Here is a 16419-nt window from a genome sequence, read left to right on the forward strand (position 1 = left end):
TATATAAATTTTTTATTTTTTTTGATATAATAATCTTATTCAGTTATAAATAACTTACCACTTAATAAAGTGTATAGCACCCAATACTTTTTTTGAAAATGACCACTACTTAACCGGCTTTGCTACTCAAACAAAAAACAGTTTAATCATTAGTAATTTAAACATAGCACTTGCAATATTCGAATAATTTTAAGGGGGAAATATTATGTTTAGGTTTTTAGGTTCAAAAAGAACAGAAGCTATACAAGAGATAGCAGCTGTACAAGAAACAACAAATGCTTTAGATAATCATCTAAGTGCACTTGACTCTAGTGTCTCCTATGTAGCTAAAAGAGTTGACAGTTTAATGAAAGATGAATCTGCTATGGATTCTACCCTAGGTAATATCGAATCTTCTTTTAATCATGTTGTAGGAAATATCCAAAATATAGGTGGTACAATTACTACCTTCTCCTCTAACTTCGCTAACCTTTCCAAACTCTCTGTTGATATTAATAAACTCATGGATGAGTCTATGGATTCTATCACACGTTCTGACGTACGCATGGACAAGCTCAAAAATAAGATTAAGCAATTAGAACAAAATATTCAAAGTGTATCTGCTTCTTTTGAACAGCTTCAAAGCTCTTTTAATAATATTCGTCAAATGTCAGATGGTATTTCTAATATCGCTAATCAGACTAATCTCTTAGCACTTAATGCTTCTATCGAAGCAGCTAGAGCTGGCGAAGCTGGTAAAGGATTTGCTGTTGTAGCTGAGGAAATTAGGAAGCTCTCTACCTCCACCAAAGAATTAGTTGGTGGTATCGAAACACAAATGACTACACTCAATGAAGGTGTTGCTAATCTTAGTGAATCCCTTTCTGGTTCTAAAGAATCTATTGATAAAAGCCTTGTTTATGCTGAGCGTACACAAGAAGCTGTGCGTGAAGTTTATGCTGTTTCTAATTCAGTAAAAGACAAAACAACAACTATTAATAAAGAAATCACCACCACTAACTCTGAACTTTCTTCTATAACAAGTGAAGTTTCTAACATCCTTCGCTCTACCACTCAAGTTAATGATAAAATTCATGAATTTAATACTTCTGTTAAAAATAAATCTGCTATCTTTAGTGACATTATTAACTTCATTGAACAGGTTAAAACTCTTATTTCCTTAAAATAAAAATATACCCTTTTATGCCCAAAAAGTTTGGTCTGTGGTTTTAAATAGCCACTCCCAAACCTTTTCTAAGGCATACTTGCTTCTAGGAAGCTAAACTTTTTTCATGTTTTAATCTCTTAAATATTTCCTAAAACCTACTACATGGTCGCAGTCATAACCTAGCCTTTTGTACATCTGATGTGCAATCTGCCTCGTTTCACCTGAAACAAGATAGATATATCTACATCCTCTTTCCAATGCAATTCCTTCTATAGCATGAAAAAGTTTTTTGCAAATCCCTCTCCCACGATAGCTCTCATCTACAATAACATTTTCAATCGTCATAAAGTGTTTATATTTACCTGCTAAATCAAACCCTACTATTCCCATAAGGGTACCAACCACCCTCCCCTCTACTTTAGCCCCTAATAAATAGTAATCTTTATTTTGACAAATACCTTCAAAAACTTCTTCCATCTCCTTAAGGCTTTTTTCGTCGTCACAGAGTCCTCTATAAAGTTCTTGTAAATCAGTCAGTTCTTTTTTAGTAATTTTTTCAATAATCATCCAGGATGTCCTTTCATGGGAATTCAGTTTACTTTATTTTAGCATAGTTCTTTTAGTATGTAACTTTTATAAACATTTTCTTTTTAAAGTCATTATTCTTTCAAAAAAATCTCCTTATTATAAATCGTCTTTATAGCTTGACAACTCATAACAAGGAGAACTTTTTAAATTTGATAAATTTGACTCGCACTCATTAATTCCATTTTATGGTGAGATAGACTCTCAATAGCCTTTTGACAATCTTCTGTACGAAGGATAATCGATGCATCATCTCCTACTGAAAAGGCATACATGTACTCAATACTAATATTATCTTCTGTTAAATAAGTTAATAATTTTTTAAGTCCACCTGGTGTATTAGGCACCTTACAACAAATAACAGGTGTTTTTTGAACAGAAAAATCATGCTCCTTTAAAAGCTTAAGACCTTCTCCTGGATCACTTAAAATAAGCCTGACAATACCGTAATCAGATGTATCCGCAATAGATAAAGCAGATACATTAATATTCGCATCTCCTAAGATAGCCATAACCTCATAGAGTCTTCCTGATTTATTCTCAATAAATACGGAAAGTTGTTCAATAATCATATCTGATCCTCCTCTTATTTTTGTCTCTTATCAATAATTCTCTTTGCTTTTCCTTCGCTTCGTTCAATGGTACGAGGCTCTACAAGTCTTACCCTCACATGAAGACCTAATAAACTAAATAGTTCATTCGTAATATGCTTTTCAACTCGCTCAAGTGATTTAATAGCATCTGTGAATAGGCCTTCTTTCGCTTCTACCCATACCTCTAAAGTATCTAAATTATTAATACGATCTACAATGAGTACATAGTGTGGCGCTGCCTCTGCTACTTTTAGAATAATACTTTCTATTTGTGATGGGAATACATTTACACCCCTTATAATAAGCATATCATCACTGCGCCCTGTTATCCGGCCCATACGAGTAAGGGTTCTTCCACATGCACAAGGTTTTGTGTAAAGTTTCGTTACATCATGTGTACGGTAACGTAGAAGTGGTAAAGCTTCTTTTGTAATACAAGTAAAAACAAGCTCTCCTTCTTCTCCATTCGGCATAAGCTCTGTAGTATCTGGGTTGATGATTTCAGGTACAAAGTGATCATCATTAATATGTAAACCATGTTTATGTTGACAATCAAAAGCTACTCCAGGTCCCATAATTTCACTTAACCCATAGATATTCATAGCCTCTATACCAAAAGTACTTTCAATGGTTTCTCTCATTTCATCCGTCCAAGGTTCTGCTCCGAATATACCTACCCTTAAATTCGTACTACGAGGGTCTATCCCCATATTTTTCATACTTTCCCCAATGTAGAGTGCATAGGAAGGAGTACAAGCAATAGCTGTAGAACCAAATTCTTGAAGAAGTTGTATTTGCTTCTTAGTATTTCCACCAGAAATAGGAACCGTCGTAGCCCCTAAGTACTCTGAACCATAATGAGCACCTAAGCCACCTGTAAATAATCCATAGCCGTATGCAACTTGTATAATATCTTTTTTCGTTAGTCCATAGGCCGTATAGCATCTAGCCATCATATTTTGCCACATCTCAATATCATTTTTAGTATATCCCACAACAGTAGGTTGACCTGTTGTACCTGAAGAAGCATGGATTCTAACTACTTCCTCCATTGGTACTGCAAAAAGTCCATAAGGATAGTGGTCCCTTAAATCTTGTTTATTCGTAAAGGGCAATTTACTAAGGTCATCAATACTTTTAATATCCCCTGGCTCTATACCTAATTCTTTCATTTTTTCATGATAAAAAGGGACATTCTCATAGACTCTATTGACGGTTTTAATCAATCTTTCGGTTTGAACAGCTCTTTTTTGCTCTAAACTATAGGTCTCTTCCTCTTGCCAATATTTCACTACTCTTTCCTCCTTATATGCATCTGCTACTATTTACACAGAACTTATAGTATACAATTCTAACAAAAATTGTATCATTTAAGGTAAGATTATGCAATATTTAAAGTCCAATCCTTCATTTTTTACAATAAGTTATTATTGAATTTATTTTTAAAACTCTTCTTTATCCTCTATCTCCCATTCCATACAGCGTTTAATTGCCTTTTTCCATCCTCGATATTTTTTAGCACGTATCTCTTTTTCCATAACAGGTACAAAAGTCTTATCCACTCTCCATGCTTCTAGTAACTCCTTTTTATCCTTCCAATAGCCGATAGCTAGCCCTGCAAGATAAGCAGCTCCTAAGGCTGTTGTTTCTGTTACAATAGGACGTACAACATTCGCCCCTGTTATATCTGCTTGAAATTGCATGAGAAAATCATTTTTACTAGCACCGCCATCTACTTTAATACTGCTTAAGCTATGTCCTACATCTTCAACCATAGCATCCATTACATCTCTACTTTGATAACCTATTGCTTCCAAAGATGCTCTAATAATATGATTACGATTTGACCCTCTAGTAAGACCTAAAACACCTCCCCTTGCATACATATCCCAGTAAGGTGCTCCTAACCCTACAAAAGCAGGTACTACATAAACCCCACCACTATCTTGTACCTTATTGGCAAAATAAGCTGTATCACATGCTTCATTAACCAAATGCAATTCATCTCTTAGCCACTGTACCGTAGCTCCACCAATAAAGACTGAGCCCTCTAAAGCATATTCTACTTCTCCATTTAACCCAATAGCAATGGTCGTTAATAGCCCATTTTTACTGCTGATGCATTCTTTACCTGTATTCATAAGTACAAAACAACCTGTACCATACGTATTCTTTACATTTCCCTTTTCAAAGCAGCCTTGTCCAAAAAGTGCTGCCTGCTGATCACCAGCTATACCGGCTATAGGTACACGTATACCTCCCTTAGCCCCTAAATTGGTTGTCCCATAAACTTCAGATGAATTCTTTACTTCAGGCAGCATACTCCTTGGAATATCAAAAAGCTGTAAGAGTCTTTCATCCCATTTTAATTGCTTTATATTAAAGAGCATGGTACGAGAAGCATTGGTATAATCTGTTACATGTACCTTCCCATTTGTTAATTTCCATACAAGCCAACTATCTACTGTTCCACATAAAAGCTTCCCTTCCTGTGCTGCCTTTTTAGCTCCTTCTACATGGTCTAAAATCCATTTGATTTTACTAGCAGAAAAATAGGCATCTAATACAAGCCCTGTGGTTTTCTTTATATAGTCTTCCCAACCTTGCTCTCGTAATTGGTCGCAAAACTCAGCTGTACGCCTACACTGCCAAACAATAGCATTATAGATCGGCTTACCTGTTTCTTTATCCCATACAATGATTGTTTCTCTTTGATTTGTAATACCTAGGGCTGCAATATTTTCTTGTGTAAGATTAGCCTTTGCCATTACCTCTTGAAGCACCCCATATTGAGAAGCCCAAATTTCCATAGGATCATGCTCCACCCAACCTTCTTTAGGATATATCTGCATAAATTCCTTCTGACTTATTCCTATAATGTTTTGATTTTTATCAAATAAAATTGCCCGTGAGCTAGTAGTCCCCTGATCAAGGGCAACAATATATTTCTCTTCCTTTTTATAGTCACTCATTTTTCTTCTCCTTTTCTCTCTTTAAATATGGAAAAAGAGCACTAATAGCCTTCTTCACTACCTTTCATTGCCTCATGTAGTTTATATTGCTACATTTTTTAAAGTAGTTTTTAGAATGACATTAGCACTCTCCTTATCTTTTAGGGTCTATAATAATACATCAACTTACCATTATTATTATTTTCCAAATAATCTCTTACAGCTGCAAATTCACTGGCTTTACTAAGCTTTTGACTCATGGTTCCAAACAAAGTTTCAAAAAAAGTTAATTCTCTTACTTGGTCATTGACTTCACATCCATAAAGGTCATTATCCTTTTTAAGACTTTCTAAAGCTGCTTCATAAGTCGCTACCTCGTCGATTAATGCCTGTTCTTTTGCTTGATAAGCAGAATAAACTCTCCCATCTGCTAACTCCACCACTTTTTCACGGGAGAGCTCTCTGTTTTCAGCTACAATATCTACAAAAATACCATAGGTTTCATCAATCATTGACTGAAGAATCTCACGTTGCTCCTGTGTTAAAGGATTCCCCATTGCTTTATTTTTCCCTGATACAATGTTTTCGGTTTTTATACCTAGCTTTCCTTCCAGTTCACTTGTGTCTAGCAAAGACATAATCACGCCTATGGAACCTGTCATGGTCATGCGGTTAGCAAAAACCTTATCTGCTGCCATACAGATATAATAACCTCCTGAAGCTGCTGTTTGTGCCATATAGGCATAAACAGGTCTTCCTGTTTTTTCTTTATATTCCTTTAATTTAAGATAAAGCTCATCAGATTCATAAACACCACCACCTGGTGAGTTCACATAAAGCATGATAGCTTTGTTCTGATCACTGTTTATAAGCTGATCAATGGTTTGCAAGGTCCAGTTATGATCATACCCTACCGCACCAAAACCTGAAGCTTCTCCACCAATAACACCTTCTACATAAATTACATCAATACTCTCACCCTTGGCTACCGTCTTAATCACATGATTAGTTGCATCTAAATTACTTAATTTACCTGCATTAACACCTAACATATTTTTTATAACACTGCCCATCAAACTAAACCATAAAATGAAAGATACAATAACTGCTATAATAATCACTATGACTAGAAATCCTTTATTTCTCTTTTTTCCTTGTGATTCCATATTTATTCCCCTTCACAAAAGCTTTTATTTTTATTTCTTTTGATAGGCCATTTTGCCTGTTTCATACAAATTATTACCTTGACTATCAATAGTCACAATAACAGGGAAGTTTTCAACGGTAAGTTTATAGATCGCTTCAGCTCCTAAATCTTCAAAGGCGATACACTCCATCTTTTTAACACATTTAGCAAGTAATGCTCCTGCTCCACCAATGGCAGTTAAATAAACTGCTCCATACTTTTTCATAGCTTCAATCACCTCTTGGCTTCGAAGCCCTTTACCTATCATCACAGTCTCACCCCATGCCATAAACTGTGGAGCATAGGCATCCATGCGTCCACTAGTGGTTGGTCCACAGCTTCCTATTACTTGGCCTGGCTTATGAGGTGTTGGACCTGCATAGTAGATAGCTATATCTTTAAGATGCATAGGGAAAGGTTTTCCTTCTTTATGCTGCTCAATGATTCGCTTATGGGCAGCATCTCTTGCTGTATAGATAATACCATTAAGAAGTACCTTTTCGCCTGCTACTAAACTTCTAGCTGTTTCTTTATCCATGGGTGTATTTATTTGTTTGTTCATCCTCTTCCTCCCTATAAGGTAATACTCTTATGTCTATTTACATGACACCCCATATTAATGGCTAAAGGCATCGATGCAATATGGCAAGGGTAGTCTTCTATATGTACAGCTAATGCTGTTACTGAGCCTCCTAAGCCTTGTGGTCCAATACCTAATTTATTAATAGCTTCAAGGAGCTCACCTTCTAATCTCGCCATTCGTTCATCCGGGTTAACAGAGCCTATATCTCGCGTTAGGGCTTTTTTAGCTAGATAAGTAGACTTTTCAAAATTACCTCCTAAACCAATCCCTACAACAACGGGAAGACATGCATTAGGACCTGCTAAACGAACTGCTTCTAAAACTGCTCTTTTAACTCCCTCTATTCCCTGTGAAGGAGTAAGCATATAGACCCTGCTCATATTTTCACTACCACCACCTTTGGGTGCTATAAGGATTTCTAACTTGTCACCTGCTACTATTTCATAATGAATCACTGCTGGGGTATTATCTTTAGTATTTACCCTATAAAGAGGGTTCTCTACAATAGACTTTCTTAAGTAGCCTTCCTTATACCCCTGCCTCACTCCTTCATTAATAGCTTCACTTAGGAGGCCTCCTTCTATATGCACTTCTTGACCAAGCTTTACAAACACAACAGTGGTGCCTGTATCTTGACAAATGGGTACTTGTTCTTCCTTGGCGATATCTGCATTATAACAAATATCTCTTAAGATATCTTGTCCTACTGGACTTTCTTCCTTTACTATTCCCTCTTTAAGCTTAACATAGACGTCTTCTGGTAAATCATAATTGGCTCTTATGCATAATTCTTTTACACTACTTATAATCGTTTCTATTTGTATTGTTTTCACACTATTTCCCCTTATTCTTTTGTTCTTTTATAGGTTTAAACGGAGGGATAACCCCTACTGCTTGCAATGTCTTTACACATACTGCTACAATTGGACCTAAAATCAGCCCTAAAACGCCAATTGCTTTATAACCTATATACATAGATATAACAGTAACAAGTGCATAAACACCAATTTGGGTAGAAAGTATCTTTGGCTCCATAATTTGTCTTGTAATAAATATTATACCATAGATGCCTAAAAGTCCTATGGCCAACATCAAGTCCCCTACAACTAAATTATAAATTGCCCATGGTATAAGTATGGTTCCACTGCCAAACACAGGAAGTGCATCAACTATAGCTATAATAATAGCTAGAAGAAGTGCATAATTAATTCCTAACACAAATAAACCTACTAAACAGATTCCAAAAGTAATGCTCATAAGAATGACTTGTGTCTTAACATAACCACCTAAAGCACCTAATAAACCATCTTGCATCACCACAAATTTAGAAATAACTGTCTCAGAAAGCTGAGCCTTAATAAAATTTTTAATGTACTGATAATCCCGTGTTATAAAAAAAGTTGCAATGAGCATTACAATAATAAAAATAACCATATCTGGCACTTTACTTACCACATTATATGCTCCTGGAATAATAGCCGTAAAAAAGGCTCCTATTCCTTCTAATATCTTTTCAATTGTAGTATCTATATTAGTAAAGACCTCTGAAGCCGGCAGTACACTTAAAGCACTCCCCCATTCATCTTGAAAGTCATTAATCGTCTCAATAAGCTGACTACTAATATCAGGAAAAGCACTCGCAAATCCTACCATTTGATGCCAAAGCTGCCTAACTAACATAGAAATGATTCCTAGTACACCACTTAAAATAGTTAACATACTAAAAATGGCTGCTATTCCTCTTGGAATCTTCACTTTTTTATTGAGCCAAGTTACAAAAGGATTTAATAGCATAGCAAATAAATAGGCAATTATAAACGGAGCAATATACTCTATAGCCTTTAGTCTAAAGAATAAATAAATAGCTACTAATATAAGCCCAATACGAACCCATTTTCTCCCTATATTTATATACCACTCTTCTAATCCTTGCATCCTTTTATACCCCCTCATCTTATTTCTAATATATCATATAAATATTCCCGTTAATATAGGATTTCAAACTATTTTAAAGGATTTTCATAAAGACACTATAAATTATTTTATATCCATTTTTTGCAAAAAAAGAACACCCTATTGGGGAAAATAGGGTGTTTAAATAGAGTTTTGTAAGGGTTTGCTATTAGGATTTATTTTTGCTACTTTAAATTTTCAAGAATGTATTTAGGGGAGTTAAGAATCTCATTTAGTCTAATTCTCTTACATCTTTAAAATTTGGGGTTTAGGGGAATAAAATAGCAAAAATAATTCCCTTTAACCGCATATTGCGATTAATATTTCCGTTCGTTTATAGAATAGCAGTAGTTTTTGTATTTTTTTGTACAAATTTGTAAACAAAATGTTAACAAAACATTTTTTTCTACTACATTCTATTTTTTTAGCTTATTTTTGCATTTTATTTTATCAAATAATTCCACCTTAAAGCAATAAATTCATCTCGTTTTAAAATATATTGCCGCTACTTATCTACAAATCAAAAAAATCCTCCTATTCCACATACTTAATAAGGCTCTTATATGCAAAACAGGAGTATTCTTTTTTAATCTTATGACTATGCGACTGAGGGGACTTGAACCCCTACGTGATTACTCACACTAGAACCTGAATCTAGCGCGTCTGCCAATTCCGCCACAATCGCTTAAAGACTTAAAATATGCAAAAAGACCTAAGCTTTAAGCTTAAGTCTTCTTAAGGATGCGGAAGATGGGACTTGAACCCACACAAGCGCATTGCTTACAAGATCCTTAGTCTTGCTCGTCTGCCAGTTCCGACACTTCCGCATATTTTCTTTTCCCTAACGGACTACTTTCCTTAGGACAAGTATTATTATATCGAACCCCCACGTTTGTGTCAAGCATTTATTATTTCTTTTTTTCTACATAATAATATGTTAGAATAAGTTAACTAATTCATGAGTGAGGTATGAAATGAAAAAATTTTGGCACAATAATACTTATTTAAAAATAGCTTTATATGCTATTTTTGTAGTCGTAGTCTCTATTTTATTTTACAGAGTCTCCTCTAATACAGATAATATTGCCCCTGCTATTATGAATTTCTTTAAGGGCATATTCAACACTCTATCTCCTATTTTTTATGGTTTATTGATTGCTTACCTTTTTAATCCCATTATGGATTTCTTTGAGAGGTATCTTCTTAAGCTATTTAAGCCCCAAAAAATAAAGTATCGTAAATTTATTCGTACTTTATCCATCGTTATTGTTTATATCGTCATCCTTGGAACATGTGTATTAATGATTCGTTATCTTGTCCCTCAAATCCTTCAAAATATTAAGGAGCTTTTTGATATGCTTCCTATTTATATGCATGCATTCCAAAAGACACTTGCTTCTTTAGAGGGAAATATAAATGAAGCCATTACAGCCTTTAGTCTACCTATTGATACACCTAAGCTTTTTGAAATGATTAATGCTAATTTACAAGACTTTTTAAACTTTTCTAAGTTAAATGTAATGGTTTCAGCTCTTTTCTCTACTATTGTTACTCGTGCCTATACCTTTACCTTTTCTCTTTTTAATGGAATTATGGCATTAGTAATAGCATTTTATACTTTGCAACAAAAAGAAGCTTTTACTTATGGTGCTAAACGTGTGATCTATTCATTTTTCAGCGTACCTACTGCGGATAAAATCATCACTATTTCAAGCGAGGGTCATCAAACCTTTATTCGTTTCTTCATCGGAAAGTTTATTGACTCTACTATCATTGGTATACTGGCATTCATTGGCTTAACCATTTTAAAGAACCCTTATGCTATCTTACTTGCCTTTATCGTCGGTGTCTTTAATATGATTCCTTATTTCGGTCCACTTTTAGGAGCCATTCCAGCAGTTATTATTACACTCTTTAGTGGTTTATGGCCAGCAACTCTTGTAGGACTCTTCATTTTCTTACTCCAACAGTTTGATGGTCTTATCTTAGGGCCTAAAATACTTGGAGATTCCATTGGACTTAGTCCTTTCTGGATTGTCTCTGGTATCCTAGTTGGAGGGGCATTATGGGGTGTTTTGGGCATGTTCTTTGCTTCACCTATTATTGCCATTCTACTTGTTAATATTAATCGCCATATGGACAAGGTACTGCATACTAAACACGTTGCCGTCCCCCCTACCCTCTTAGCAGAACCTACTGGCTCTTCTAAAGAGGAAATTAAAAGTAGGAAAACTAAAAAATAAAAAACAAATGTCTCCTAATAAGTTTAAAACTTCCTAGGAGACATTTTATCTTTATAACATTGCATTAATCTTTTGCTCTAAAACAGTTTTAGGAACAGCACCTACTACAGTATCTACTACCTTCCCATCTTTTAAAAACACAATGGTAGGAATGCTCATTACATTATATTTAGTAGCTACCCCTCTATTTTCATCTGTATTTACTTTACCGATTTTTACTTTACCTTCGTAGTCTTTTGCTAGTTCTTCAATAACAGGAGCAATCATTTTGCAAGGTCCACACCAGTCTGCATAAAAATCTACTACAACAGGTACAGATGATTGAATTGCTTCTTCTTCAAAATTGTTATCTGTAAATTTAAAAGCCATTTTCTTTTCCTCCTTAAATCGACCTTATTTTACTCCCTTGTTCATAGACATTATATAGAAGTCTATTGTTAGTTTAGTCTATAAAATTTATAAATGCAAGTACTTTTGCATTTACTAGTAGTATATCATGTTCGAATATTTCTATGCAGAACTATCTTTTTGAACTTGAATGAAAAGGCTTCGTTTTTTCTTGTAAATAAGTCTCCATCTCATCTAATCCTTGAGTAAATTCTCCCCAAAAAGCCCTTGGGCTTCTAGATTTTTTCTTCCCTTTTTGCTGAGCAGCCTCGTAGGTTATATCTGTAACAAACTGCTTTACAATATCTTGAAAGCTCATAAACAAGCTCCTTTCTAAGTATCTTACTATACTATATGAAAGAACCTTGGCTAAAAACACTGGTATTAGACATGAGCTTGTGGTTTTAAAGCTTCTAATCGATTAATGGTAAAGCCCATTTCAGAGAATTTTTTCTCATACTCAGTCATAATATTATCTTCCATTCCACTATTATGAAGATCTAAAGTTACGTTCTTCATAAGCCAATTGCAAGCTGAAAATTCTTCAATGGAATAGGCAAATAAACCTTTATTATCTGTCTTGAAGTGAACTTCTCCTTTAGATGTTAAAATAGCTTCATACATTTCTAAGAAGCTACGGTCTGTTAAACGACGATTTGCATGACGTTTCTTAGGCCATGGATCAGAAAAATTTAAATAAATACGTTCTATTTCTCCTAATTCAAAAACCTCTCTACACTCTCTTACATCCCAAAATAAAAAACGCATGTTATGTGGAATCTCTTCATTACGATTTGCTTTTTTACAAGCCTTATAAACAACAGTTTCAGCACGCTCTACTGCTATATAGTTGATATGTGGATTACGAAGAGCAAGCTCTGTTATAAAGCCACCTTTACCACACCCAAACTCAACATGAATGGGGTTTTCATTTCCAAAGTATTCTTTCCATTTTCCCTTTAAATTTTTAGGCTCAAGAATAACTCTTTCGTCTTGTGCCAAATATTCAGGTGCTCTACTATCTCTTCTTAGACGCATCTTTTTAACTCTCCTTGTTCTTCTTTTATGTTATGCTCATTTTTATTTACTTAGTATTCCAACACTAGAGAAATGGATTATAAAAACGTCCACCATTTTTAATCATCATTAAAAAAGCTACAACTAAAAAAGCTGTTGCTACACCAATAGCTATATAATCTCCTTTTTTAAAAGGACGTGCACTATACCATGTACGTTTTTTATTGTTTCCAAAAGCTCTTAATTCCATTGCACAGCTAATGGTTTCAATTCGGTCAAGGCTTGAAAAAATAAGAGGTAGGAGTATAGCTGTAATATTTTTAATACGTTTACTTAACTTTTCTTTTTTAGACATATCAATCCCCCTTGCTTGTTGAGCAAAGGCAATATCATGGTAATCTCGTTGTACATCTGGGATGTAACGAAGGGCAATAGCTACAGCATAAGCCCCCTTGTAGCTAACTCCTATTCGGTTAAGGGAAGCTGCAAATTCACTAGGGTGTGTAGCTACCATAAATAAGAGCGCCATAGGAATAATGGATAGATATTTAAGTGTAATATTAAACTGATAGAAAAGCTGTTCTACTGTTACCGTATAAGGACCTACCAATTTAAATAAATCTGTCCTCATTCCATAAATCTTTACACCTTCATAGGGTGAAAAAAGAAAGATCGCAATATTATTAAGAAGTAAAAATACTAATATAAAATAAACTACAAAAGCTACATCTTTAAACTGAATCTTAGATACCTTAAACATTACTATACTAAAAATAAGTATAATGGCTAATAAGCGTGTGTCATAAGTAAGCATCGAAGCAAAGGAAAATAACAGGAGGCAAATAAGCTTCGTTGCTCCTGTCAAATAGTGAATAGGAGAATCCTGTTTGATATATCCTAGCATAGTTTGGCTCATTACAACCTCATCCTCCTATCATAATCAATAAAACATTTTACAAAGGCTCTTGGCTCATCTATTCCTACTTTAAGTGCCAATTCATAGAGAGAAGTTTTTTTCAAATAAGCCTTATTAATGGTTTCTTCATCGGTCAAAATGTATGTGGTCAAATCATCTGCCACCTTTTGCCCCTCTGAAACGACAATGGCTCTATCAGTATACTCTAGCATCAAGTGCATATCGTGTGTAATCATGATAATAGTCATACCTTGCTGATTAAGCCCCTTAAGAAACTCCATAATCTCAGTGTAATGCTTAAAATCTTGACCAGCTGTCGGCTCATCTAAAATGAGCATTTCTGGACGCAACACAAGTATAGCAGCAATCGTTACACGTTTCTTTTGTCCAAAGCTTAAAGCGGAAATAGGCCAGTTGCGAAATGGATAAAGGCCACACACCTTTAGTGTTTCATTCACACGCTTTGTTACCTCCTCTTCACCTATGCCACGTACTCTTAGACCAAGAGCAACCTCATCAAAAATCATATTTTGAGAAATCATTTGATTGGGATTTTGCATAACCATCCCTATTTTTTGTGCACGCTCTTTAATAGTATCCTCTATCATATCTTTTCCTTCAAAAAGGATACGTCCCTTGGTTGGTTTAAAGAAGCCACAAACCAACTTCGAGAGAGTAGATTTTCCTGCACCATTTTTCCCTACAATACTTAACATTTCTCCTTTATAAACTTTAAAGCTAATATCCTTTAAAATTTCCTTTTGAGGATTATACCCAAAGCTTACTTTATCAAATTCTAGGATAACTTCTGCCTTTTCCTCTATTAATTCTTTTGATTGATCCGCATACCAGGTAACAAGTTGGTCTTTGCAGCTTTCTACTTGAAGTGTATGTATACGTTGGGGCTTCATCTCTGATATTACCCTGCATCCTGCATACTTTAAAGCTGTAATATAAAGAGGTTCCCTGATACCCGTATCTTTTAAAAGAGATTGCCCTAAAAGCTCTTCTGTACTCGTATCTGAGATGATTGTCCCTTCATCCATGACAATAATACGGTCTACCTCCTGGTGAAGTACATCCTCTAAGCGATGCTCAATGATGATAATAGTTTTGCCTGTCTTTTTCTGAAGCTCATCAATCAGTTCAATAGCAGTTTTACCCGTTGCAGGGTCTAAACTTGCTAACGGCTCATCAAAAAGTAAAATATTTACATCTCCAATCATAACACCTGCCAAGTTTACACGCTGTTTTTGACCTCCTGAAAGACTATGTGGTGCACTCTCTAATTGGTTATCAATTTCCACAAGTTTAGAAGCTTTTCTCACTCTCTCCTTCATCTCTTCTTGAGGCACACAATCATTCTCTAATTTAAACGCAATATCCTCTGCTACTGTTAAACCAATAAACTGTCCATCCGGATCTTGCAGAACGGTTCCTACCTCATTAGATAGCTCGAAAATACTTGAATTTTTCGTTTCCTTACCATTTATAAGTAAACTTCCTGTTATTTCCCCTTCATAATAAAAGGGAACTAATCCATTTATACAGTTGGAAAGTGTACTCTTGCCTGAACCTGATGGCCCTACAATAAGCACCTTTTCTCCCTCATAAATGGTTAAGTTAATATGTTTTAGCGTAGGTTTTGCCTGTGCATTGTACTGAAAATTAAAGTCTTTAAACTCAATAACTGGCTTTTTCATCCCAAATCCTCTCTAGTCTTTAACATCCTTCGTGTCATACCCTCTCATTTACTTACTTGTATATTTAACCTCTTACCTTGATACTTAGAATACCTTGGTTATTTGTTTCACTTTTATATTATACTCTATCTTTTTTCTATAAGAAGCTTAAGTATTCGCTTAGTTTGGCTAAGCCTAGCCAAACTAAGCATTGTTAATTTCCCTTACCTATTCTTTATCTAAGCTTCCTTTTTTAGTACGTGTCTTAGCATATGCATATAGTAAGGCTGTTCCTAACACCCCTACTGTAATAATATTTGAAATACCTGCTACACTACCTTGTAAATAAAGTTTATCAAGTGGTTCTGCATAAATTACAATATCTAATGTAGGTGCTACAAGCCCCCATGCAATAAGGTTAGCAATAATCTGGTAAATATTAAAAGTAATCATCTCTTTCTTACCAAATACGCCTTCGCTTACATGAAGCTTCTTCCAAGCAAGACCCATTATTAAACCTACTACTGCTGAAGCAATAATCCAGCTAAACCATGGCATCCCATATGCTGTAACATCCTTTAAAGTATGTCCAATAAATCCAATAGCTGCCCCTGCAACTGGTCCATATAAAACTGCCATTAGTGCTAAAAAGGCATAAGCTGTCTGTATTTCTGTATTAGGCACCCCTGTTGGTATAGCCGCGAAACGCCCTAACACTAAGAATACAGCCGCCCCAATACCAATAGCTACAATGGTTTTGATAGATAGAATCTTTTTTTCATTCATTCTCTTTTCCCCCTTTTTTTAATTTCTCACTTTAGTATCTACTCTACAACTTTAGTAAATCTCACTTTTGAGCCTTTCAGTCATCCTGCTCCTACTCTTTTTAAATAGCTTTTTTAAAAACAGCACTAGAAAAAGCCCGAGCATAATGCTCCGGCTTAGCGCACGAATGATTATACTCATCTTCCAGCTCTCTAGCTGTTGGATTTAGCACCTTATAATAATAACAGGTTGCTGGGCTTCATAGGGCCAATCCCTCCACCACTCTTGATAAGAGTTCCTTTATTGTAAACATACATACTATTATCTACTATGTTAGTCTGTCTACTTCGCTTTGTCAACATTTTTCCCTAACTTTTTACTAAGCCAAAAGCCATAGCGTAATGATCATCA

General features: G+C 35.1%; 16 protein-coding genes, 2 tRNA genes and 1 riboswitch. Of the genes, 2 read left to right on the forward strand and 16 right to left on the reverse strand.

The annotated features are described in order from the left end of the window. Positions 1 to 205 precede the first annotated feature (205 nt). Entirely contained in the window at positions 206 to 1168 is a 963-nt protein-coding gene (locus tag CS063_RS08675; RefSeq protein WP_099449306.1) for a methyl-accepting chemotaxis protein, read from the forward strand. A gap of 108 nt (positions 1169 to 1276) precedes the next feature. Here the strand turns inward: CS063_RS08675 and CS063_RS08680 are convergent, their stop codons facing one another. The 10 genes from CS063_RS08680 to CS063_RS08725 form a co-directional block, all read right to left on the reverse strand. Next, positions 1277 to 1714: a GNAT family N-acetyltransferase gene (locus CS063_RS08680; protein ID WP_099449307.1), complete on the reverse strand. Its 438-nt coding sequence runs from the start codon at positions 1712 to 1714 to the stop codon at positions 1277 to 1279. A gap of 164 nt (positions 1715 to 1878) precedes the next feature. Next, positions 1879 to 2304, reverse strand: coding sequence for an acetolactate synthase (locus CS063_RS08685; RefSeq protein WP_099449308.1), 426 nt, complete (start codon positions 2302 to 2304; stop codon positions 1879 to 1881). A 14-nt stretch (positions 2305 to 2318) separates the two neighbouring features. Further along, positions 2319 to 3617 carry a phenylacetate--CoA ligase family protein gene (locus tag CS063_RS08690; protein ID WP_099449309.1) on the reverse strand — a complete coding sequence of 433 codons (1299 nt, stop codon included), beginning with the start codon at positions 3615 to 3617 and terminating at the stop codon, positions 2319 to 2321. Between the two features lie 150 nt (positions 3618 to 3767). Beyond that, complete coding sequence (glpK, locus tag CS063_RS08695) at positions 3768 to 5297, reverse strand: glycerol kinase GlpK (RefSeq protein ID WP_099449310.1); 1530 nt, start codon at positions 5295 to 5297, stop codon at positions 3768 to 3770. A gap of 140 nt (positions 5298 to 5437) precedes the next feature. After that, the gene (gene sppA / locus CS063_RS08700) at positions 5438 to 6442 is read right to left on the reverse strand and encodes a signal peptide peptidase SppA (protein WP_308415470.1); all 1005 of its coding nucleotides are present in this window, start codon (positions 6440 to 6442) and stop codon (positions 5438 to 5440) included. A 30-nt stretch (positions 6443 to 6472) separates the two neighbouring features. Further along, a complete protein-coding gene (locus CS063_RS08705) occupies positions 6473 to 7024 on the reverse strand; it encodes a Fe-S-containing hydro-lyase (protein ID WP_099449311.1) in 552 nt (183 codons plus the stop codon). An 11-nt stretch (positions 7025 to 7035) separates the two neighbouring features. After that, positions 7036 to 7878 (reverse strand): fumarate hydratase, encoded by an 843-nt coding sequence (locus tag CS063_RS08710; RefSeq protein WP_099449312.1) that lies wholly within the window; start codon positions 7876 to 7878, stop codon positions 7036 to 7038. Position 7879: 1 nt separating this feature from the next. Next, positions 7880 to 8980 (reverse strand): sporulation integral membrane protein YtvI, encoded by a 1101-nt coding sequence (ytvI, locus tag CS063_RS08715; protein ID WP_180270734.1) that lies wholly within the window; start codon positions 8978 to 8980, stop codon positions 7880 to 7882. Between the two features lie 619 nt (positions 8981 to 9599). Then, positions 9600 to 9683, reverse strand: a tRNA-Leu gene (locus CS063_RS08720). Positions 9684 to 9740: 57 nt separating this feature from the next. After that, positions 9741 to 9825 (reverse strand) — tRNA-Leu (locus CS063_RS08725). 147 nt (positions 9826 to 9972) lie between these two features. On the opposite strand from CS063_RS08725, the gene CS063_RS08730 reads away from it, so the two are divergent. Next, a complete protein-coding gene (locus CS063_RS08730; protein ID WP_099449314.1) occupies positions 9973 to 11241 on the forward strand; it encodes an AI-2E family transporter in 1269 nt (422 codons plus the stop codon). A 51-nt stretch (positions 11242 to 11292) separates the two neighbouring features. On the opposite strand, the gene trxA is transcribed toward CS063_RS08730, so the two are convergent. The 6 genes from trxA to CS063_RS08760 all read right to left on the reverse strand — a co-directional run bounded on the left by trxA (position 11293) and on the right by CS063_RS08760 (position 16029). Continuing rightward, a complete protein-coding gene (gene trxA / locus CS063_RS08735; protein ID WP_099449315.1) occupies positions 11293 to 11610 on the reverse strand; it encodes a thioredoxin in 318 nt (105 codons plus the stop codon). Positions 11611 to 11761: 151 nt separating this feature from the next. After that, the gene (locus CS063_RS08740; RefSeq protein WP_099449316.1) at positions 11762 to 11947 is read right to left on the reverse strand and encodes a hypothetical protein; all 186 of its coding nucleotides are present in this window, start codon (positions 11945 to 11947) and stop codon (positions 11762 to 11764) included. A 65-nt stretch (positions 11948 to 12012) separates the two neighbouring features. Next, positions 12013 to 12666, reverse strand: a complete 654-nt coding sequence (gene trmB / locus CS063_RS08745; RefSeq protein ID WP_099449317.1) for a tRNA (guanosine(46)-N7)-methyltransferase TrmB — start codon at positions 12664 to 12666, stop codon at positions 12013 to 12015. A 64-nt stretch (positions 12667 to 12730) separates the two neighbouring features. Further along, positions 12731 to 13561 carry an energy-coupling factor transporter transmembrane component T family protein gene (locus CS063_RS08750; RefSeq protein ID WP_099449318.1) on the reverse strand — a complete coding sequence of 277 codons (831 nt, stop codon included), beginning with the start codon at positions 13559 to 13561 and terminating at the stop codon, positions 12731 to 12733. Beyond that, positions 13561 to 15264, reverse strand: a complete 1704-nt coding sequence (locus CS063_RS08755) for an ABC transporter ATP-binding protein (RefSeq protein ID WP_099449319.1) — start codon at positions 15262 to 15264, stop codon at positions 13561 to 13563. The genes CS063_RS08750 and CS063_RS08755 overlap by 1 nt, the downstream gene beginning before the upstream one ends. Positions 15265 to 15471: 207 nt before the next feature. Next, a complete protein-coding gene (locus CS063_RS08760; RefSeq protein WP_099449320.1) occupies positions 15472 to 16029 on the reverse strand; it encodes an ECF-type riboflavin transporter substrate-binding protein in 558 nt (185 codons plus the stop codon). Between the two features lie 173 nt (positions 16030 to 16202). After that, a riboswitch (SAM riboswitch) is annotated at positions 16203 to 16303 on the reverse strand. Between the last annotated feature and the right edge of the window lie 116 nt (positions 16304 to 16419).

The sequence above is a fragment of the Sporanaerobium hydrogeniformans genome, from assembly GCF_002735925.1.
Taxonomy (GTDB): domain Bacteria; phylum Bacillota; class Clostridia; order Lachnospirales; family Cellulosilyticaceae; genus Sporanaerobium; species Sporanaerobium hydrogeniformans.